Annotated in this window: 15 protein-coding genes; 6 read left to right on the forward strand and 9 right to left on the reverse strand. The window is 67.6% G+C overall.

Annotated elements, in window-relative coordinates:
* The coding region (locus HAV22_RS27395) for a hypothetical protein (protein WP_208296394.1) at positions 1-666 on the forward strand (666 nt) is incomplete at its 5' end.
* A gap of 74 nt (positions 667-740) precedes the next feature.
* A complete protein-coding gene (locus HAV22_RS27400) occupies positions 741-1,268 on the forward strand; it encodes a YggT family protein (RefSeq protein WP_371869763.1) in 528 nt (175 codons plus the stop codon).
* Positions 1,269-1,428: 160 nt separating this feature from the next.
* Here HAV22_RS27400 and HAV22_RS27405 read toward each other — a convergent pair whose 3' ends face one another.
* The 9 genes from HAV22_RS27405 to HAV22_RS27445 all read right to left on the reverse strand — a co-directional run bounded on the left by HAV22_RS27405 (position 1,429) and on the right by HAV22_RS27445 (position 14,945).
* Positions 1,429-2,367 carry a carbohydrate kinase family protein gene (locus HAV22_RS27405; protein WP_166863885.1) on the reverse strand — a complete coding sequence of 313 codons (939 nt, stop codon included), beginning with the start codon at positions 2,365-2,367 and terminating at the stop codon, positions 1,429-1,431.
* A 7-nt stretch (positions 2,368-2,374) separates the two neighbouring features.
* Entirely contained in the window at positions 2,375-4,027 is a 1,653-nt protein-coding gene (locus HAV22_RS27410) for a DUF3426 domain-containing protein (RefSeq protein ID WP_166863886.1), read from the reverse strand.
* A 3-nt stretch (positions 4,028-4,030) separates the two neighbouring features.
* Complete coding sequence (gene prmA / locus HAV22_RS27415) at positions 4,031-4,996, reverse strand: 50S ribosomal protein L11 methyltransferase (RefSeq protein ID WP_166864108.1); 966 nt, start codon at positions 4,994-4,996, stop codon at positions 4,031-4,033.
* Positions 4,996-6,387, reverse strand: coding sequence for an acetyl-CoA carboxylase biotin carboxylase subunit (gene accC / locus HAV22_RS27420; protein WP_166863888.1), 1,392 nt, complete (start codon positions 6,385-6,387; stop codon positions 4,996-4,998). Before accC ends, prmA begins: the two co-directional genes overlap by 1 nt.
* Before the next feature lie 73 nt (positions 6,388-6,460).
* Complete coding sequence (gene accB, locus HAV22_RS27425; protein WP_166863890.1) at positions 6,461-6,928, reverse strand: acetyl-CoA carboxylase biotin carboxyl carrier protein; 468 nt, start codon at positions 6,926-6,928, stop codon at positions 6,461-6,463.
* A gap of 88 nt (positions 6,929-7,016) precedes the next feature.
* Positions 7,017-7,454, reverse strand: a complete 438-nt coding sequence (gene aroQ, locus HAV22_RS27430) for a type II 3-dehydroquinate dehydratase (RefSeq protein ID WP_166863891.1) — start codon at positions 7,452-7,454, stop codon at positions 7,017-7,019.
* 118 nt (positions 7,455-7,572) lie between these two features.
* A complete protein-coding gene (locus HAV22_RS27435; RefSeq protein WP_166863893.1) occupies positions 7,573-8,127 on the reverse strand; it encodes a TlpA family protein disulfide reductase in 555 nt (184 codons plus the stop codon).
* On the reverse strand, positions 8,120-8,749 hold the full coding sequence (locus HAV22_RS27440) for a hypothetical protein (protein WP_166863895.1): 630 nt from the start codon (positions 8,747-8,749) through the stop codon (positions 8,120-8,122). The genes HAV22_RS27435 and HAV22_RS27440 overlap by 8 nt, the downstream gene beginning before the upstream one ends.
* Before the next feature lie 37 nt (positions 8,750-8,786).
* Positions 8,787-14,945: an AAA family ATPase gene (locus HAV22_RS27445; RefSeq protein ID WP_166863897.1), complete on the reverse strand. Its 6,159-nt coding sequence runs from the start codon at positions 14,943-14,945 to the stop codon at positions 8,787-8,789.
* Between the two features lie 37 nt (positions 14,946-14,982).
* Between HAV22_RS27445 and mpl the strand changes: the two genes are divergently transcribed.
* Genes mpl through HAV22_RS27465 form a run of 4 tightly spaced genes read left to right on the forward strand, consistent with a single transcriptional unit; the run spans position 14,983 to position 19,764 of the window.
* Positions 14,983-16,464 carry a UDP-N-acetylmuramate:L-alanyl-gamma-D-glutamyl-meso-diaminopimelate ligase gene (gene mpl / locus HAV22_RS27450; protein ID WP_371869764.1) on the forward strand — a complete coding sequence of 494 codons (1,482 nt, stop codon included), beginning with the start codon at positions 14,983-14,985 and terminating at the stop codon, positions 16,462-16,464.
* Positions 16,461-17,090, forward strand: a complete 630-nt coding sequence (locus HAV22_RS27455; RefSeq protein WP_166863901.1) for a YqiA/YcfP family alpha/beta fold hydrolase — start codon at positions 16,461-16,463, stop codon at positions 17,088-17,090. The genes mpl and HAV22_RS27455 overlap by 4 nt, the downstream gene beginning before the upstream one ends.
* Positions 17,087-17,689: a chorismate--pyruvate lyase family protein gene (locus HAV22_RS27460; protein ID WP_166863903.1), complete on the forward strand. Its 603-nt coding sequence runs from the start codon at positions 17,087-17,089 to the stop codon at positions 17,687-17,689. The genes HAV22_RS27455 and HAV22_RS27460 overlap by 4 nt, the downstream gene beginning before the upstream one ends.
* Positions 17,686-19,764: a ribonuclease catalytic domain-containing protein gene (locus HAV22_RS27465; protein WP_166863905.1), complete on the forward strand. Its 2,079-nt coding sequence runs from the start codon at positions 17,686-17,688 to the stop codon at positions 19,762-19,764. Before HAV22_RS27460 ends, HAV22_RS27465 begins: the two co-directional genes overlap by 4 nt.
* Positions 19,765-19,885: the final 121 nt, after the last annotated feature.

The raw sequence follows: 19,885 nt of genomic DNA on the forward strand, positions 1-19,885 counted from the left end.
AAGACCGCCGCCAAACCGGCCGCGAAGAAGGCTGCTGCCAAGTCGTCCGCTAAACCGGCTGCGAAGAAGACTGCTGCCAAGTCGACCGCCACCAAGGCTGCAAGCAAGACCACCGCCAAGTCGACCGCCGCCAAACCGGCTGCGAAGAAGACTGCCGCCAAGTCGACCGCCGCCAAGCCTGCTGCCAAGAAGACTGCCGCCAAGCCTGCTGCGAAGAAGACGGCTGCCAAGTCGACCGCCGCCAAGTCGGCAAGCAAGACCGCCGCCAAGTCGACTGCGACCAAGGATGCAACCAAGACCGCTGCCAAGCCGGCCGCGACCAAGTCGACGGCAACGAAGGCTGCTGCGACCAAGACCGCCGCCAAGCCGGCTGCGACCAAGTCGACCGCCACCAAGGCAACTGCTCCCGCCGCCAAAAGCGCCGAGTCCAAGCCGGCCGTGAAGAAAGCCGCCGCCAAGCCGGCGGCCAAGAAGGCCGCTCCGGCCAAGACCGACGCCAAGCCCGAAGCGAAGCCGGAAGCCAAGCCTGAAGCCAAGGCCGAAACGAAGACCGAAGCCAAGACCGACAGCAAGGACACCGCCACCCAGGCCGCAAGCCCGGCGCCGGCAGCCAAGTCGGTGATCGCACCGGCAGCATGGCCGTTCCCGACGAGCAGCCGTCCGTAAGCCATTCCTGCCTGGTTCAGGCAAAATACCGCTGTGTGAGCTTTCACACAGCGGTTTTTTTTTAAGGAGTCCTCGTGCTGTCCATTCTGAAGTTGATCGTCGATACCGCGGCCGGTGTGCTCGGTGGGGTGTTGTTGCTGCGTTTCTGGATGCAGCTGATCCGCGTGCGTCCGCCGTCGTCCGTTGCGCAATTCACGTTCACGCTGTCCGACTGGCTCGTGCGTCCGCTGCGCCGCATCGTGCCGGGCATGGGCGGCTACGATTGGGCCAGCCTGCTGGGCGCCTTCCTCGTCGTGCTGGCCGCGACGTCGATCCTGTTGCTGGTCGGGACGAGCGGCCAGGCCGTCGTGCTGATTGCGCTCGTGCGCCTGCTCGACTGGATCCTGTACGGCTTCATGGGCCTCCTGATCATCGAGGTGATCTTCAGCTGGGTCAATCCGCATGCGCCGCTGGCGCCGTTCGTCCGTGCGCTCAACGACCCGCTGCTGCGCCCGTTGCGGCGCGTGATCCCGCCCGTCGGCGGTCTCGACATGTCGGTGCTCGTGGCGTTCATCCTGATCCAGATCGCACAATTCCTGCTGCGCCAGGTCTTCTACATCTGACGCTATCGTCGCGCGAACGCATGGTGGGCTCGGGGAGCCCACCCTACGAATCACCGCCGCCGTAGGGTGGGCACCCCGTGCCCACCGAATGCGTGCGGTCCAAAAAAGCAAAGCGCGCCGGTCCCGCGAGGGACGGCGCGCTTTTTAATTCCCGTGCGCGTCAGAAGCGGTAGCCGAAAGCCGCCTCGAAGCGGTCCGCGATTTCCTGTTGCGTGAAGCTGTGGTTCTGGCCGCCCTGGTGCGCGATCTTGATGGAGCCCAGCAGGCTGGCCAGGCGGCCCGTCGTGGGCCAGTCGAGGTCGTTGGCGATGCCGTACAGCAGCCCGGCGCGATAAGCGTCGCCGCAGCCCGTCGGATCGACGATGGCAGCCGCCGGCACGGCCGGGATCTTGTGGTGTTCGCCGCCCGCGTAGATGTCGGAACCGGCTTCGCCGCGCGTGACGATGAGCGCATCCAGGCGCGCCGCGATGTCCTGCAGAGGCAGGCCCGTGCGGTCCATCACCATCTCGAATTCGTAGTCGTTGCAGGCCAGGTAGCTGGCCTGGTCGATGAAGGTCAGCAGTTCGTCGCCGCTGAACATCGGCAGCTGCTGGCCCGGATCGAACATGAAGGGCACGCCACGTTCCTTGCAGTCGCGCGCATGCTTGATCATGCCGTCGCGGCCGTCCGGCGCGATGATCGCGACGCGCAGCGGCAGGTAGTCGGCCAGGCTGTTCTCGTGCGAGAACTGCATCGCGCCCGGGTGGAATGCGTTGATCTGGTTGTTGTCCAGGTCCGCGGTGACGAAGCACTGGGCCGTGTACGCGTGGGCGATCGTGCGGATCGCATTGGTGGCCAGGCCTTGCTGCTCCATGCGGTCGAGGTACTCGCCGCCGTCCTGGCCGATGGTGCCCATGATCAGCGGATCGCCGCCCAGCAGTTTCAGGTTGTAGGCGATGTTGACGGCGCAGCCGCCGTATTCCGTGCGCAAGGTGGGCACGAGGAACGAGACGTTCACGCGGTGCAGCTGGTCGGCCAGCAGCGTTTCGCCGAAACGGCCGTGGTATTGCATGATCTTGTCGAAGGCGATCGAGCCGCAGATCAGCGAGGTCTTGGTCATTGGAGCCTCAAGGATAGAAAACGAAAGTGTGATAGCCGGACGGCTGCAGGCCGGCCAGCGTGAAATGCAGTGCGACCGGCTGCTCCGAGCGCGGCGCGAAACCGTTGGCCGCCGGCGTGCCGGGCGGCAGGTAGTCGGCAGGCGCCAGCACGCGGCGCAGCACCGGCTTGTCGTTGGCGTCGGTCAGTTCCAGTTCGATGCTGGGCCAGGCCAGCACGAGGCTACCCTGGTTGCGCAGCACCGTATTGAGCGCGTACGTGCCGGGGCCCAGCGTCGTCAGCTCGCCCGTCTCGATGACGAGGTTCTCGGCCTGGGCCGGCAGCTCGACGCGGCAGCCCAGCACGGCGCAGGCGGCCTGCAAGACCGGTTTCAGGGCCGGATGCTGCGCGGCCAGCACGTTGCGGTAGCCCAGCACCGCCTGGGTCAGCAGCGCGAGCAGCAGCACGAGGCTGCCCGCCGCCATCCACAGGCGCTGCGTGCGGCCCATGCGTTCCTGGCGGCGGCTGCGCTTGACGAATTCCGGCTCGTCCGCGTCGCTGTCGGCCGCGATGCGCAGCTTCGGCGGCTCGATCTTCGTCGGCGTCAGCTTGGAGCGGCGTGCCCGTGCCTCGGACGCGCGCGCGGCCTTGCAGCGCGTGGGCGCCACCACGGGCGGGATCATCGCCGGTGCGGGCGCCGGCGGTTCGCTCGCGGCCGATGCGCGCAATGGCAGGGCGGCGGGCGGGATGTCGGCGGCAGACGCGGCGCCCGCCGGCGCGGCCGGTGCCGGCGTCGGTTCGGGAACTGGTGCGGACATCGGCTCGGGTTCGTGCTGCGGTGCCGGCGCCGGTTCCGGTGCTGGTTCTGGTTCGTAATCGGGCAGCGGCTGGGCGACGATCTCCTCGTCCACCGGCAGGCCGAAGTCCGGCTCGACGCGGCCGGCGGGCGCGTAGGCGCTGGTCGGCGCCGTGTCCGCGTGCGGGGCCGCGGCGGCGTCGCCAAGCGGTTCCGGCGACGGGGCGGCAGCCGCGTCGGGCGCCGTCTCGAACACGGGTTCCAGGCGCGGCTCGACGCGTCCGGCGGGTGCGTAGGCAGACGGCGGCACGGAGGCCGGTTGCTGCGCGGCGTCGGCGAGCGGCGCCTCGGGCTGTGCAGCATCTGCGCTGTCGGTATCGGCCGGTGCAGCGCCGGTCTCCGACTCCTCGGCTGGCGCGGCGTCGGCGCGCCCGGCATCGACCGACGCGGCATCGAACACTGGCGCCTCGGACGGCACGGCAGCGGCGACGGAATCTTCGGCGGCGTCCGCATCGTCTGCACGTGCCGGCGTCGTCTCCGCGTCCTCGGGCGCGCGCGCGCCACCCGTGCGCCACACCTGCGCGCGCGGCGCCGCGGGCGCGTGCGCCTCGTCCCGTTCATCCACGTTCGGCAGGATGCCGAGCGGATCGAACGTGCGGTCGAAGTCGAGGGTGTAGACGGGCAGGGCGTCGTCCTGCGCGGGCGCTGCCGGCGGCGTCTCGGTGGGCGCAGGAGCGGCCGGCTTGGCCAGGTCGATCAGGTGGGCGTTGCCGTCAAAGATGCTTTGGCAGGCTCCGCAGCGGACGATGCCGCCGCGGAGCTTGAGCTGGTCCGCGGCGACGCGGAACGTGGTGTGGCAATGCGGGCACTGGGTGGCGAGCGCCATGCCTTATTTGCTGCCGTCGGCACGCAGTTCGGTCACCCGGCGCGGCTCCGGTGCATTTGCTGCGCCGAGCTGCCCGTGCAAAGCGACCCAGCCGTCCAGCTCGGCCCAGACGCCCAGCTTGATGAACGGTGCGTACGCGGCAGCCACTTCGTCGGCCTGGCGCGCCAGGACGCCCGACAGGATCAGCGAACCGCCGTCGGCCACGCGGCCGGACAGCATCGGCGCCATCAGCTTCAATGGGCTCGACAGGATGTTCGCGACGACGATGTCGAAGCGCTCTTCGCCGTGCTTCGACGCGACGAAGTCGTCCGGCACATAGAAGTCGATCTCGCAGCGGTTGCGTTCCGCGTTGAGCTTCGCGGATTCGATCGCCTGCTCGTCGATGTCGACGCCGGTGACGTCGGCCGCGCCCAGCTTCCTGGCGACCATCGCGAGGATGCCCGAGCCGCAGCCGTAGTCCAGCACCGACTTGCCCGGTGCCGGATGGGCTTCCAGCCATTCCATGCACAGGCGCGTCGTCGGATGGCTGCCCGTGCCGAACGCGAGGCCCGGGTCGACTTCCAGGATCAGCGCGTCCGGATCGGGCGCTTCGTGCCAGCTCGGCACGACCCAGATGTTCTTGCCGATGTGGATCGGTTCGAACTGCGATTGCGTGAGGCGCACCCAGTCGGCGTCGGCGACGGCGCGCGTCGTGAAGCCCGGTGCCTGCGCGAGGCCGATGGCGCTTGCTGCTTCCGCGACGATGGCGGCCTGGTCGGCATCCTCGTCCGTCAGCGCGACGACGCGGCTGTGGTCCCAGGCGGCTTCTTTCGGCACCATGCCCGGCTCGCCGAACAGGGGCTTCTCGTCCTCCGTGCCTTCGTCCGCGTCTTCCACCGAGACCGACAGTGCGCCCGCTTCCATCAGGGCATCGGAGAGGCCCTCGGCGTGCTCGCGTGCGATCTCGATGACGACTTCAGTCCAGCCCATCATTCAGCCTCGGATTTGGCGCCGATCGCGCCATCCTTCGGCAGGTCCGGCTTGTGGGCCAGCTTCTGCTCCAGGTAGTGGATGTTGGTGCCGCCTTCGATGAAGCGGGCGTCGACCATCAGTTCGCGGTGCAGCGGGATGTTGGTCAGGATACCCTCGACCACCATTTCCGACAACGCGATCTGCATGCGGCGGATCGCCTGGTCGCGCGTGGCGCCGTAGGCGATGACCTTGCCGATCATCGAGTCGTAGTGCGGCGGCACGTAGTAGCCGGCGTACGAATGCGAATCGACGCGGATGCCGGGGCCGCCCGGCGGATGCCAGCCGGTGATGCGGCCCGGCGACGGCGTGAACTTGAACGGGTCTTCCGCGTTGATGCGGCACTCGATCGCGTGGCCCGACAGCATGATGTCGCGCTGGCGGAAGCGCAGGCGTTCGCCGCAGGCGATGCGGATCTGTTCCTGCACGATGTCGATGCCGGTGATCATTTCGGTGACCGGGTGTTCGACCTGCACGCGGGTGTTCATCTCGATGAAGTAGAACTCGCCGTTCTCGTACAGGAATTCGAACGTGCCCGCGCCGCGGTAGCCGATCTTGCGGCAGGCTTCGGCGCAGCGGTCGCCGATCTTCTCGATCAGCTTGCGCGGGATGCCCGGTGCCGGCGCTTCCTCGATCACTTTCTGGTGGCGGCGCTGCATCGAGCAGTCGCGCTCGCCCAGCCAGACGGCCTGCTTGTGCTCGTCGGCGAGAACCTGGATTTCCACGTGGCGCGGATTCTCCAGGTATTTCTCCATATAGACTTCCGGATTGCCGAACGCGGTGCCGGCTTCCGTCTTGGTCATCGCGACGGCGTTCAGCAGCGCGGCTTCCGTGTGCACGACACGCATGCCGCGGCCGCCACCGCCGCCGGCGGCCTTGATGATGACCGGATAGCCCACGCGGCGCGCGGTCTGGATGATCTCTTTCGGATCATCGGGCAGGGCGCCGTCCGAGCCCGGCACGCACGGCACGCCGGCGCGGATCATCGCCTGCTTGGCCGAGACCTTGTCGCCCATCAGGCGGATCGATTCCGGACGGGGCCCGATGAACACGAAGCCCGATTTTTCGACGCGTTCCGCGAAGTCGGCGTTTTCCGACAGGAAGCCGTAGCCCGGGTGGATCGCTTCCGCGTCCGTGACTTCGGCCGCGCTGATGATCGCCGGCATGCTCAGATAGCTTTGCGCGGACGGTGCCGGGCCGATGCAAACGGACTCGTCGGCGAGCTTCACATACTTGGCGTCCTTGTCGGCCTCGGAGTGCACGACGACCGTCTTGATGCCCATCTCGCGGCAGGCACGCTGGATGCGCAACGCGATTTCACCACGGTTGGCGATAAGAATTTTTTCAAACATGGTAAGTTCGGTGTTTCTTTGAGTGCCGGCGGTTTGCCGGGAGGGCGCGGTCGAGCGACCGCGCCGGGAGACTTTAACCGATTACGAACAGCGGCTGGCCGAATTCGACAGGCTGGCCGTTTTCCACCAGGATCTTGGTGACGGTGCCGGAGATATCGGCATCGATTTCATTCAGGAGCTTCATCGCTTCGATGATGCACAGGGTATCGCCTTCCTTCACGGTCGAACCGACGTCGACGAACGCCGCGGCGCCCGGCGCCGACGAGCGGTAGAACGTGCCGACCATCGGCGACTTGACGACGTGGCCGGTCGGCTCGGCCGGTGCGGCCGGGGCGCTGGCGACCGGCGCGGCGGCCGGGGCGTGCATGGCCGGCGCGGAGAATTGCTGCACGCCTTGCTGCGGCACCATGACCATCTGATTCTGCGGGATTGCGGAGGACTTGACGATGCGGACCTTGCTTTCGCCTTCCGTCACTTCGAGTTCGGCGATATCCGACTCGGCGACGAGGTCGATGAGTGTCTTGAGTTTTCTTAGATCCATGTGAAACCCCTTGGAATTATTTGTTTAAGAGCATACGGCGCGTCGGGTGGTGCGCACTTTCGCGCGGAATGCGTGAAGTTGACGTAGATTAACGCTGTTTCAGCGCGAAGTCGATGGCAAACCGATATCCATCAGCACCCAGCCCGCAGATCGTGCCTTGCGCGATCGCCGACAAAAAAGAGTGGTGCCGGAATTCTTCGCGCTTGTAAATATTAGAGATGTGTACTTCAACGAACGGAATGTCCACGCCGGCAAGCGCGTCGCGCAGCGCCACGCTGGTATGGGTCAGTCCGCCCGGGTTGATCACGATCGCGTCCACACCCTCCTGGCGGGCAGCGTGGATACGGTCGATCAGCGCTCCTTCATGGTTACTCTGAAAACAGGCAATCTCCGCCCCGGCCTCCTGTGCCTGGGCGGTGGCGGCCCGCTCGATGTCGGCAAGCGTCGTCGCGCCGTACACCGCAGGCTCACGCGTCCCCAGTAAATTCAAATTGGGGCCATTGAGCAGCAGTAGCTTTTTCGCCATGTTGAACCGTCAGTTTGCCCGAAAGACAGGCATTTTGCCGCCAACGTTACGTGTTGGCAAGCGATATAAATTAGCCGGAAAATAAGTGAACGACCGTTCGCCCGTCGTCGGCCGGGCCCTACAGCTTGGCCAGGTCGGCGCGCACCTGATCGAACTTCAGGCGGCCCAGGTACGTCTTGCGAACGTGCCCATCTGCGCCGATCAGCACCGTAAATGGCAGGCCGCCGTTCGCGTTGCCGAGGCCGCGCGCCAGGTCGGTGCCACCCATGCCGCCTACGTACAATGGGTAGGAAATCTTGATTTTGCGGGCAAACTCGGCGAGGTTCGACGGTGAATCGATGCCGATGCCGATCACGTTGAAATGCTTGCCGCCGTCCTTGGCCGCCAGTTCCGACAGTTCCGGCATTTCGGACACGCACGGTGCGCACCACGACGCCCAGAAATTCACGAGCAGCGGCTTGCCTTTCCACTGGCCGAGCGCCTGCGGCTTGCCGGCGAGGTCGTTCAGCGAGGATGCATACAGGTTCGTGACGGGCGTTTGCGGCCGGCCATCCGTCTTGTCATAGGTCGTCGTCAGCGGGCCCTTGGCGTCCTGCTTGACGCCGGCGATGGCGCCGAGCACGGTGAAGGCGGCGGCCAGCGCCACGTAGCCGGCCAGGTGTTTTTTATTCATCTTGTTCGGAAGAGTCATTGTTCATCAGGGTGCGGAGGGCGGCGGCATCGGCGCGGTGCAGGCGGCCGTCCGCACGGGTTTTCAGGGCGCCCCGCAGGTCGTTCATTTCATATAGCTCGGCATGCACCATTTCTTTTTGCCACATGAAGCTGACCGTCTCGACGGGATCGTGGCGGCCGCCCTTGAAGTGCGGCGTTTCCGAGATCTCGATATTGACGTTGCGGTTGAGAAGAAAGATTTCGACGTCCTTGGCACTATCGGCAAACAATTGCAGGTGGATGTCGTCGTGCTCGCCCGCCGTGCCGTTCAGCACGGGGCCCGTGACGTAGGGACGGAACTCGGACAGCTGCTCCATCACTTCGAGGGCCGCGCTGCGCATGTGCCTCACGCGTGCGGCCTGGGACGGGCCCTGGAACAGGCTCTGGTAGCGGCGTACCTCGTCTTCGACTTGTATATTGTCCGGCAGGTAATTCGGGGACGGGCGATCCACGCCGAGCACCTGGCGCGCCGCCTTCGTCTTTGCCGTGGAATAGTCCGCGCCGTCCTGGGCGATCATGCGGGCGGCCGTCGCGGCGATGCGCGCGCGCACCTGCAGCAGGTCGTCGTTTGAATTGGGCATCATGTTCAAATCATACCCTTGAACGCGAAATGGCATCGCGTCACTGGCGTGCCCCGCCTTGCCAATACGCTTCCACCAGGCGCAGCACGGCCTTGGACTGGTAGCCCCTGGCCAGCGCGCTCAACCGGTTGGCGAACGGCCGGTAGCGTTCGTCCAGCGCGGCCAGCCGCTCGGCTTGCGCGACGATGTCCTGCATGTGGCCCGAGCGTGCGAGCCGATGCAGCACTTCCATCTCGGCGGCGGGCGGGGGCACGATGGGCCCGTCGGCCGGCGGCGGCGTCGCCGTTTTTTCCGCGCCATATATCCATTCCAGCTGCAGCAGCCGGGCGATATGCTCCAGCAACCGCTCCGTGTCGAGCGGCTTCGGCAGGAAGGCGTCCATCCCGGCCGCCAGGCATTCCTCGCTGTCGCTCGTCGACACGCTGGCCGACAGCGCGATGACCGGCAAGCTGCGAAACGCCTCCTGCCGGCGCAACCGGCGCACGACTTCCAGGCCGTTCAGCCGCGGCATGGCGACGTCCAGCAGCACGAGGTCGGGCCGCAGGCGTTGCACCTCGGCCAGCGCGGCCTCGCCGTCGGCGGCCTGGGCCACGTCGAAGCCGAGCGACGTCAGCAGGTCGGCAGCCACCGCCCGGTTCTCGGCGACGTCGTCGACCACCAGCACGGTCCGGCGCGGCCCCGTATAGCCGGCCACGGTGCGGGAGACGGCCGGCGCCGTCAGCGCCTGCACGGGCGGCGCCCGGACGTCGAACCGGAACGTGCTGCCCCGGCCGACTTCGCTGTCGACCCGGATGTCGCCATCCATCAGGCGCACGTACTGGCGGCTGATCGTCAGGCCGAGGCCCGTGCCGCCCAGGTGCCGCCGCACGTCGCCGGCCTGCTCGAACGGCTCGAAGATGGCGTCCAGCTGGCCGGCCGCGATGCCGATGCCGGTGTCGCGCACCTCGAACGCGAGCCGGTCCGGCTGCATGAAGCGCACCTGCAGCGTGACCTGGCCGGCGTCGGTGAACTTGACGGCGTTGGACAGCAGGTTCAGCAAGACCTGGCGCAGCCGCTTCTCGTCGACCCGGACCCAGGCCGGCAGGTCGGGCGCGAGGTCGCACACGAGGTGCAGCTGTTTTTGCGCCGCTTTCACGCCCACGATGTCCGCGATGGTCTGCACGAAGCGGGCGAGCGGAATGTCGGTGGCGTAGAGTTCCATCTTGCCCGCCTCGATCTTGGCCATGTCGAGGATGTCGTTGATGAGGGTAAGCAGGTGCTCGCCGCTCTTGCGGACGACGTTGATGCCGGCCAGCTGGCGCTCGGTCAAGGTCGGGTCGCGTTCCAGGATCTGGGCGTAGCCGAGGATGCTGTTCAGGGGCGTGCGCAATTCGTGGCTCATGTTGGCGACGAACGCACTCTTGGCGCGGTTGGCCGCTTCGGCCGCCTCGCGCCCCTGCCGCTCCGCCTCGGCCTGCTTGTGCGCGGACAGGTCGAGCACGAAGGCGACACCCTGGTCGGGCGAATCGTCGAACAGGACGGCGCCGAGCAGCACCGGCACGCGGCTGCCGTCCTTGCGCCGGAACGCTTTCTCGTAGGGCGTACTCGTCCGGGTGGCACGCACCTCTTCCAGTTTTTGCGCGTCGATGGCCTTGAATTCCGGCAGCGTCATGCTTTCCCAGCGCACGTTCCCCGCGAGCAGGTCGGCACGCGTATAGCCGACCATGTGCAGGAACGCCTCGTTGGCGTCGCTGATGCTGCCGTCCATGCCCCAGAACACGATGCCGATGATGCTGGACTCCACCAGGCGGCGGATGCGGGCTTCGCGCGCCTGCAGGCTGGCGTACAAGGTGGCGTTTTCCAGCGAAATGGCCGCCTGCGACGCGAGCAATTCCAGCACGGCCAGGTGGTTGTGCGTGAACGCGCGCGGCGCGAGGCGGTTTTCCAGGTACAGGATGCCGACGAGGGTCGCCTGTTTCGCGAGGGGGATGCACAGCACCGAGCGCGGCGGTGGCGGCTTCTGGACCCGGAAATACGGGTCGTCGGCGAACGGGTGCGGCGCGGCGACGTCGTCCAGCAGCACGTTCTCGCGCACCCGCGCCACGTAGCGCAGCAATGACTCGGGCAGCGCCGCGGGGCCGACGGCGGGACCCCGGAGGATGACGTCGATCCCGGCATGCTTGCTCAGTGCCTCGGCTTCGACCTGGAACCCGTCCGGTGCCGGCAGGATCAGGAGGCCCCGGTCGGCGCCGGCATGTTCGACGGCGATCCGCATCAGGGTCTCGACCAGCGCGGGCAGCACGATCTCGCGCGACACGGCCTGCGACGCCTTCACGACCGTGGCGATGTCCAGCTGGCGGTTCGACGTGTCGCCGGCCAGGCTTTGCGCCGGTGCCAGGTTGGCGGCGGGCCGGGCGTAGTGCCGGTCGAGCTGCGCCACCTTGCCGTCCGCCCCGTAGCGCGCGTAGCCGGCCCTGGCCTGGCGCAGATAGGTCGCCGCGATCTCCGCGAAGCCGCGCGCCCGGTAGAAATTCGCCGCCAGTTCATAGGCCAGCGCTTCGTTCTGCACCATACCTTGCTCGCGCGCGGCCGCGATCGCCTCTTCGTAGTGCCGCATCGCCTCCATGTCGCGCTGCTCGATGCGGCCGATCTCGGCGGCGACGAGGGCGGCGCGGGTGCGGAAATTGTCCGGGCAGTTCTCCGCCCAGGTCGCGATCTGCTGGTGGTGGGTGGCGAGCGTCTGCCTGAGCACGGGCCTCGCGTCGGCGGGTGCCGTGTCGTAGCAGGCCGCAGTCGCCAGCGCGTGGTAGAAGTGGTACTCGGCCAGTTCGAAAAACGATGGGAGCGTCCACAGCAAGGTGCGTGCCTGCGCGGCGGCGTCGATGGCGCCGCGGGCATCGCCGTCGAAGAAGCGGATCTGCAGCTTGCGGATCCAGTACGTGCAGGTGGACACCGCCAGGTGCGGATCCTGTTCCAGGTGCTGCCGGAACGCATCTTCGCTGCATGCCGTGCCAGGGGACAGCTCGAACCGCTGCGGCAGCCCGCGCAACGCGCGCATCAGCATCAACTGCCCGTTCATCGTGGCGATGACGAGGCCGAACCGGGCCTTGTGCGCGAAGGCGAACAATTGCTCGGCCTCGCTTTGTACGTCGCCGAGGGATTCGCCCTCCGCCAGCCGCAGCGTGATCAGGCAGTTGCAGCAATAGGAAGCGTAGACGAGGTTGCCGCTTTCGCGGGCCGCGTCGAACGCGCGCCGCACCGCGTCGATGCCCGCGCTGACATGGCGTGACCATGGGCTGATCAGGAAGCCGAACCCGAGATAGGTCTGGGCCTTGAAGCGCTGCAGGCCGCGCTGCTCGAGCAGGTCGAAGCCGAGCTTGCCGAAGCGGTAGCCGGCCCGGTAGTCGCTGAAATGCGGGCCGAGGACCGTGCCCAGCGCCACATAGGCGAGGCACGAGGCGTCGCTGTTGCCGTGGTCCATGCTGATGTTCGCCATGTGCGCGGCGATCAGCGCAAGGAGGTTCGCATCCGTGTGCAGCGCCGGCGCCTGGCCCCACATGAGGACTTCCAGCGTCCCGCGCCACGATGCGTCGGTCATCGGGGGCAGGTCGATGAGGTCCTCGATGGCGCGGCTGCCCATGCGTTGCCACATCGCGTCGAACTCGCGCTTCACGTCGGCGTCGGTCGGATGCGGGGACCACGCGATGCCGAGGCGGTGCAGGTACTCGATCACAGCCAGCACGCTCAGGTCCGGCCGGTCGAGCATCGCGTACAGCGCGGTCTGGGCGCAGGCGACGGCGGCCGCGTCCACGAGGCCGGACGCGCGCTGCGCCAGCCGGGCCAGCCGCTCTTGTGCGTCAGACGTCGCGCCGGTCAGCGATTCGCATTCGGCCCGGCCGAGTTCGAGGGCGAAGGCCAGCGCGTACCGGCTGTCCCAGCAGTCCGGCGCGAGCAGTCCGCATCCGGTCGTGAAGAAACCCAGCGCCGATGCGTACGCCGTGGCAGCCGCGGCGCGCCGGCCCGCCATCAGGTTCAGTTCGGCCAGGCGCGTGCGTTCATCGTCCGCCGACATCAGCGTGGCGCCCCGGTTGAGCTGGTTCACGACGTCGAACACCGCGTCCGCCAGCGCGTCCGGCGGCGTCCGGGCCAGCAGCAGCCGGCCGATGCGCAGGTGCGCGGCCGGGCGGTCGGCGGCGGGGATCAGGGAATAGGCGGCTTCCTGGACGCGATCGTGCAGGAACACATACGTACCGCGCTTGCGCCACACGAGTCCGGCACGGTGCGCTTCCCACAGCGCGCGGTGGCTGGCGTCTTCAGGTTCCCCGCGCACGAGCGCCAGCGTGGCGGCGTCGCCCGCGTTGCCGAGGCACGCGAGCTGGCGCAGGGCGTCGCGGGTGATGTCGGGCAGGCGGGCCAGTTTCGCGATCAGCAGGTCGACGACGTTGTCCGTATAGCCCTTGGCGTGGATGCGCTCGACGTCCCACGTCCAGGCCGCCGTGCGCGCGTCGAAGGCGAGCAGCCCTTCGTCGTGCAGCGCCATGACGAACTGGATCGCGAAGAACGGATTGCCGGCCGTTTTCGCGTGCACCAGCGCCGCCAGCGGCGCGACGGCGCGGCGCGTGCGGTGCAGGGAATCGGCCAGCAGGTGGGCCACGTCGTCGACCGACAGCGGGGCGAGGACGATTTCCGTGACGTCGATGCCGGCCCGCCGCAGCGCGTCCAGCCGCAGCATGAGCGGGTGGTCGGGCCCGACTTCGTTGTCCCGATAGGCGCCGACCAGCAGCAAATGGCGCAGCTCGCCTTCGGCGACCAGGCCTTTCAGGATGCGCTGCGTCGCCGCATCCAGCCATTGCAGGTCGTCGAGGAACAGCACGAGCGGATGGTCCGGCTGGGCGAACACGCACAGGAATCTCCGGAACACCCGCTGGAAACGGTTCTGGGCTTCCAGCGGCGGCAGTTCCGGCACCGGCGGCTGCGTGCCGATGACGATTTCCAGCTCCGGCACCAGGTCGATCATCAGCTGGCCGCACGGGTGCACCGCTTCCAGCAGCGCCGCGCGCCACCGGCCCAGCTCGGCTTCGCTGGTCCCCAGCAGGCGGTGCACGAGCATCTGGAACGCTTGCGCGAGCGGCGCGTAGGGAATGTCCCGTTTGAACTGGTCGAACTTGCCGGACGCGAAAAACCCGCGCGGCCCCACGATTTCCCGCTGCAATTCATTGACGACGGCCGATTTGCCGATGCCGGCATAGCCGGAGACGAGGACCATCCGGCTGTCGCCCGTCGCGACCACGTGCTCGAACGCGTCGATGAGCGTGCGCACCTGGGCTTCGCGGCCGTACAGGTGTTCCGGCACGCGCAGCCGGTCCGGGATATCTCGCCGGCCGAGGCGGAACGGCCGGATGGCGCCGTGAGCGGCCCATTGCTTGCGGCAGCGGCGCAGGTCCGCCACGACGCCCGCCGCGGACTGGTAGCGCGCCTCGGGCATTTTCGCGAGCAACTTCATGACGATGGCAGAGACCGGTTCCGGCAGGCCAGGACGGCGTCCGGCCGGCGGCACGGGCTCGCGGGCGATGTGGCAGTGGATGAGTTCCAGCGGGTCGGCCGTGGCGAACGGCAGTTCGCCGGTGAGCATGCGGTACAGGATGACGCCCAGGGCGTAGAAATCGCAGCGCGCGTCGACGGAACGGTTCATGCGGCCCGTCTGCTCCGGCGCCAGGTAGGGCAGGGAGCCGGCGATGATCTCGGACGGTTCCAGGTCGTGACGCTCGCTGGGCAGCCGGGACGCGCGGCCGAAGCCGAGCAGGCGCACCTGTTCGCCCTGCACGAGGACGTGGGCCGGCGCGAGATCTTGATGGATGAGGCCGCTGGCATGGACGTGGCCCAGCGAGTCGGCGAGGGAGATGGCGAGCGCGAGGGCGCTGTCCACGTCGAGCGGAGCGGCGAGGCGGCTGTCGAGCAGGTCGCCACCGGGATCGTCCAGCAGCAGCACGAGCCGGCCCGCCTCGTGCATCAAGGCACGGGGTCGCACCGCCCAGGCCGGATCCAGCTCGGCCCTGAGCGCGTATTCGTGTTCCAGACGCGCCAGCGTCGCGGGTGCCGGGTGCTCGTCCAGGGCGGTCAGCATGAGGAAGGACGTCGCGTCGCCGGCAAAACCCCGGTAGCAGGCCAGTTCGCCATCCTGCCCGAGGACCTCGACGCGTTTCCCGTGAAAGGTAGTCATCTCAGCATCCGAAGCGCACGAAACGATTATATAGGTCATGCGTGCCGACGGGTGGGCCCGTTGCCGCCGTGTCGAAACGGCCGCTGCGGGGGATGAGGTGTTTGGTAGAATCGCGTATTCGCTATTTCAACGATCCCTTCGGCACGTCATGCACATCCATATCCTCGGCATCTGCGGCACCTTCATGGGTGGCCTCGCAGTGCTGGCCAAAGAGGCCGGCCACCGCGTCACCGGGTGCGACGCCAACGTCTACCCTCCGATGAGCATCCAGCTCGAAGCCCAGGGCATCGAACTGATCCAGGGTTACGGGCCGGATCAGGTGAACTTGAACCCGGACCTGTATGTCGTCGGCAACGTGATGACGCGCGGCAATCCGCTCATCGAGGAAATCCTGAACCGCGGCTTGCCGTATGTGTCTGGACCGCAATGGATTGGCGACCATATCCTGCGTCATAAATGGGTGCTCGCCGTCGCGGGCACGCACGGCAAGACGACGACGTCGTCGATGCTCGCGTGGATCCTGGAAGACGCCGGCTATTCGCCCGGCTTCCTGATCGGCGGCGTGCCGCTGAACTTCGGCGTGTCCGCGCGCCTGTCCGGCGCGACTGACTCGGACTTCTTCGTCATCGAGGCGGACGAGTACGACACGGCATTCTTCGACAAGCGTTCGAAGTTCGTGCACTACCATGCGCGGACGGCCGTGCTGAACAACCTCGAATACGACCACGCCGACATCTTCCCCGACATCGGCGCCATCGAAACCCAATTCCACCACCTCGTGCGCACGGTGCCCGGCGTCGGCCGCATCGTCGTCAACGGCGACGAGGCGTCGCTGGCGCGCGTGCTGAAGCGCGGCTGCTGGAGCGAAAAGGAAAGTTTCGGTAGTTCCGAAGGCGTCAACTGGAGCCTCGTCGAGCATCCGGGCGGTTCCAGCTTCGACGTGCTGTTCGACGGCGTGCAGCAGGGCACTGTCCACTGGGACCTGACCGGCCACCATAACCGCAGCAATGCGCTGGCCGCCATCGCGGCCGCGCGCCACGTGGGCGTGCCGCCCGCGCAGGCGGTCGAGGCGCTGGCCCGCTTCCAGAGCGTCAAGCGCCGCATGGAAGTGCGCGGCACCGTCAACGGCGTGACCGTCTACGACGACTTTGCGCACCACCCGACGGCCATCGCGACGACGGTTGGCGGCCTGCGCCAGAAACTCGGTACGGCCGGCCGCATCCTCGCCGTGCTGGAGCCCCGTTCGAACACGATGAAGCTGGGTGCGATGAAGGATGCGTTGCCGGGCAGCCTGAAGGATGCCGACCTCGTGTTCGGCTTCGGCAGCCAGCAGGCGCTCGGGTGGTCGCTGGCGGACGCGCTGAAGCCGCTGGGCGCCAACGCGCACAGCTTCGACCAGCTCGACTACCTCGTGCAGGCCGTCGTCCAGGCCGCGCAGCCGGGCGACCACATCCTCGTGATGAGCAACGGCGGCTTCGGCGGCGTGCACCAGAAGCTGCTGGAGGCATTGGCGACATGAGCGGGATCCCGCATCTGTTGTACCTGCACGGCTTCCGCTCGTCGCCGCGCTCGTTCAAGGCGCGCGTCGTGCAGCAGCGCATGGCCGCGGCCGGCCGTGCCGACCTCCTGATCTGCCCGCAACTGCCGCCGTCGCCGCAGGCCGCGATGGCGCTCGTGCTCACCCTCGTCGAGCGCTATGCGGCGAAGGGGCCGGACGAACTCGCCATCGTCGGCTCGTCGCTGGGTGGTTTCTACGCGACGTGGCTGGCGGAACGCTTCGGCTGCCGCGCGGCCGTGATCAACCCTGCCGTCGACCCGCTGCACGACCTCGACCAGCACGTCGGCATCACGACGGAATGGCACACGGGCGAGCCGTTCGAATTCAAGCGCGAGTACATCGACGAGCTGGCGGCGCTGAAGGTCGGACCGATCACGCGGCCGGAGCGCTATTTCCTGCTGGCCGCCACCGGCGACGAGGTGTTGGACTACCGCGACATGGTTGCGCATTACGCAGGGGCGCACCAGCACGTCATCCAGGGCAGCGACCATGCCATCCCGGAATTCGAGCAGTATGTCGACGAGGTGCTGGCATTCTGCCTGACGGCTGAATCGAAAGGCTCGGCCGGATCGGACACGGCAAGGTGAGGCCGGCGTCGCTGCGCCGGGCCCGCTGGCTGGCGCATCCGGACGGGGTCGGCGCCCCGGCCGCCATGCGCGACTGGCTGACGACCCCGGGCTCGCTGACGGCGCGCCTCATCGCGCACAGTGGGCATTTCCGGGTACAGAAACTGCGCCAGGCGAGCAATGTCTGCCTGGCGGACGAAGCGGGCGCGATCGGCCTCGCGCGGCCCCAGCGCGTGTGGGAACGCGAAGTGCTGTTGCGTTGCGATGACCGGCCCGTCGTGTACGGCCACACGGTCGTGCCGATGAGCGCGAGCGCGAGCGACTGGCCGCTGTTTTCGGCGCTGGGCGAGCGTTCGCTCGGCACCACGCTGTTCCACGATCCGAAGGTCACGCGCGGCGAGCTCGAATTCGCGCGGCTGCGCCCCGGCCATCCGCTGCTGGCCCGCGTGCACGACGTGCTCGGCCCGTTCGACGCGGACAGTCCGGCGAAGGAAACTTATTTTGCGCGGCGCTGCCTGTATCGCCGCCGCCAGGGCGTACTGCTCGTCACCGAGGTCTTCCTGTCGGCGGTACTCGACCTCGCAGCGCCCGCAACCCATATGAATACGAATACAAAATGAACTTATTTTTCGAAGAGTCCGGGGATTTCAAGGTCGGCACCGTGTTGTCGCAGGCGGGCGAGGCCTACCAGGTCGAGATGCCGAGCGGGAAGCGCACCAAGGTCAAGGCGCGGGACGTGCTGCTGCAGTTCGACAAGCCGGACCCGGCCGCCTTGCTGGAACAGGCGAAGGCCGTCGCGGCCGACGTCGACCTGGAATTCCTGTGGGAAGTCGCGGGCCAGGAGGAATTCGGCTTCGCGGAACTGGGCGCCGAATACTTCGGCCATGCGCCGCTGCCGTTCGAAGCGGCCGGCCTCGTGCTCGCGCTGCACGGCGCCCCGATTTATTTCTACAAGAAGGGCCGCGGCCGCTACAAGGCGGCGCCGGAACAGTCGCTGCGCGCGGCGCTGGCCGGCATCGAAAAGAAGAAACAGCAGGCCGTCGTGCAGGCCGCGTACGTCGAGGAACTGAAGGCCGGCAAGCTGCCTCAGGCGATGCACCCGCTCGTCCAGCAACTGCTGTTCAAGCCGGACAAGAACAGCATCGAATACAAGGCCCTCGAGACGGCCGCCGACGAATTGCAGACGACGGCGCCGCGCCTGATGCTGTCCACGGGCGGCATCGGATCCGCGAAGGACCTGCACATGGGCCGCTTCCTGTTCGAGCACTTCCCGCGCGGCGCCGGTTTCCCGCCCGTCGCGGTGCCGGCGCCGCCGGCCGACCTGCCGCTGGCGAACGTGGCCGCGTTCTCGATCGACGACGTGACGACGACCGAGATCGACGACGCGTTCTCCGTCGAGAAGCTGGACGACGGCACGATCCGCGTCGGCATCCACATCGCGGCGCCGGGCCTGGGCATCCGTCCGGACGACGCCATCGACAAGATCGCCCGCGCGCGCATGTCGACCGTGTACATGCCGGGCGATAAGATCACGATGCTGCCGGACGAGGTCGTCAATGCCTACACCCTGGCCGAAGGCAGCGACTGCCCGGCGCTGTCGCTGTACGCCGTGCTCGACCCGGCCACGTGGACCGTGCTGTCGACGACCACGCGCGCCGAACGCGTGCCCGTCAAGAACAACCTGCGCCACAACGACCTCGACGAGCTCGTCAACGAGGACACGCTGAACAGCGGCGAGGGCGACTATCCGCACAAGACGGAGCTCGGCCTGCTGTGGCAATGGGCGCTGCAGCTGGAAGCGGGCCGCATGAAGAAGCGGGAGGAGTTCGGCCTGAAACCCGAGCAGGCCAACCGCGTCGACTTCAATTTCTACGTCGAGGACGACGTCGTCACGATCGTGCGCCGCAAGCGCGGCGCGCCGCTCGACAAGATCGTCGCGGAGCTGATGATCTTCGCGAACAGCACGTGGGGCAAGCTGCTGCACGATTGCGGTGTGCCGGGCATCTACCGCTCGCAGGGTCCGGGCGCCGGCGGCTGGGCCGCCAAGATGCAGGTGCGCATGGTCACGCACGCGGCGCCGCACCAGGGCCTGGGCGTCGATCAATATGCGTGGTCGACGTCGCCGCTGCGGCGCTACACGGACCTCGTGAACCAGTGGCAGATCCTCGCGTGCGCGAGCAACGGCGTGACGGCGCCCCTCGTCGCGCCGTTCAAGCACCGCGACGCCACGCTGTTCTCGATCGTGTCCGCGTTCGATGCCGCGTACTCCGCGTATAACGACTTCCAGCAGAACATGGAGCGCTACTGGTGCCTGCGCTGGCTGGCGCAGGAGCACGCGAAGCAGGTCGATGCCGTCGTGCTGAAGGACGAGGTGCTGCGCCTCGTCGAGATTCCGCTCGTGATCCGCCTGCCGGGCATGCCCCAGGTGGCGCGTGGCGCGCAGGTCCGCCTGGACATCGTGCGCTGGGACGAGGTCGACCTGGCGCTGGAGGCGCGCCTGCTCGAGGTGGCCGCCGTGGCGCCCGAGGCGGCCGCGGAGCTGGGCCTGGACGAGGAAGAGGAAGCCGGCGACACGGGCGAGGCGGCGGCAGCCGAAGCGGCCGAGGCCGAAGGCGCGGTGGCCGTCACCGATCCGGAGACGCAGACCGACGTGGCGGGCGAGCAGGACGATCCGGAGACACCGCAGGCGGCATAATCGGCGAATTGATCCGTAGGGTGGGCACCCTGTGCCCACGCGGATGCCGGCATCACGCAAACTTACGCGTGGGCTCGGGGAGCCCACCCTACGTTGAAACGATAACAACTTGTTGTTGCTG

Origin of the sequence: Telluria antibiotica, from assembly GCF_011682055.1 — a bacterium.
GTDB classification, from domain to species: domain Bacteria; phylum Pseudomonadota; class Gammaproteobacteria; order Burkholderiales; family Burkholderiaceae_D; genus Telluria; species Telluria antibiotica.

Bases quoted from the DNA above. Each gene is read 5' to 3' on its own strand.
- HAV22_RS27435 (WP_166863893.1), bottom strand. From the start codon at position 8,127: ATGAATAAAAAACACCTGGCCGGCTACGTGGCGCTGGCCGCCGCCTTC.
- accB (WP_166863890.1), bottom strand. From the start codon at position 6,928: ATGGATCTAAGAAAACTCAAGACACTCATCGACCTCGTCGCCGAGTCG.
- HAV22_RS27455 (WP_166863901.1), top strand. From the start codon at position 16,461: ATGAGCGGGATCCCGCATCTGTTGTACCTGCACGGCTTCCGCTCGTCG.
- accC (WP_166863888.1), bottom strand. From the start codon at position 6,387: ATGTTTGAAAAAATTCTTATCGCCAACCGTGGTGAAATCGCGTTGCGC.
- HAV22_RS27440 (WP_166863895.1), bottom strand. From the start codon at position 8,749: ATGATGCCCAATTCAAACGACGACCTGCTGCAGGTGCGCGCGCGCATC.
- mpl (WP_371869764.1), top strand. From the start codon at position 14,983: ATGCGTGCCGACGGGTGGGCCCGTTGCCGCCGTGTCGAAACGGCCGCT.
- aroQ (WP_166863891.1), bottom strand. From the start codon at position 7,454: ATGGCGAAAAAGCTACTGCTGCTCAATGGCCCCAATTTGAATTTACTG.
- HAV22_RS27465 (WP_166863905.1), top strand. From the start codon at position 17,686: ATGAACTTATTTTTCGAAGAGTCCGGGGATTTCAAGGTCGGCACCGTG.
- HAV22_RS27410 (WP_166863886.1), bottom strand. From the start codon at position 4,027: ATGGCGCTCGCCACCCAGTGCCCGCATTGCCACACCACGTTCCGCGTC.
- HAV22_RS27405 (WP_166863885.1), bottom strand. From the start codon at position 2,367: ATGACCAAGACCTCGCTGATCTGCGGCTCGATCGCCTTCGACAAGATC.
- prmA (WP_166864108.1), bottom strand. From the start codon at position 4,996: ATGGGCTGGACTGAAGTCGTCATCGAGATCGCACGCGAGCACGCCGAG.
- HAV22_RS27445 (WP_166863897.1), bottom strand. From the start codon at position 14,945: ATGACTACCTTTCACGGGAAACGCGTCGAGGTCCTCGGGCAGGATGGC.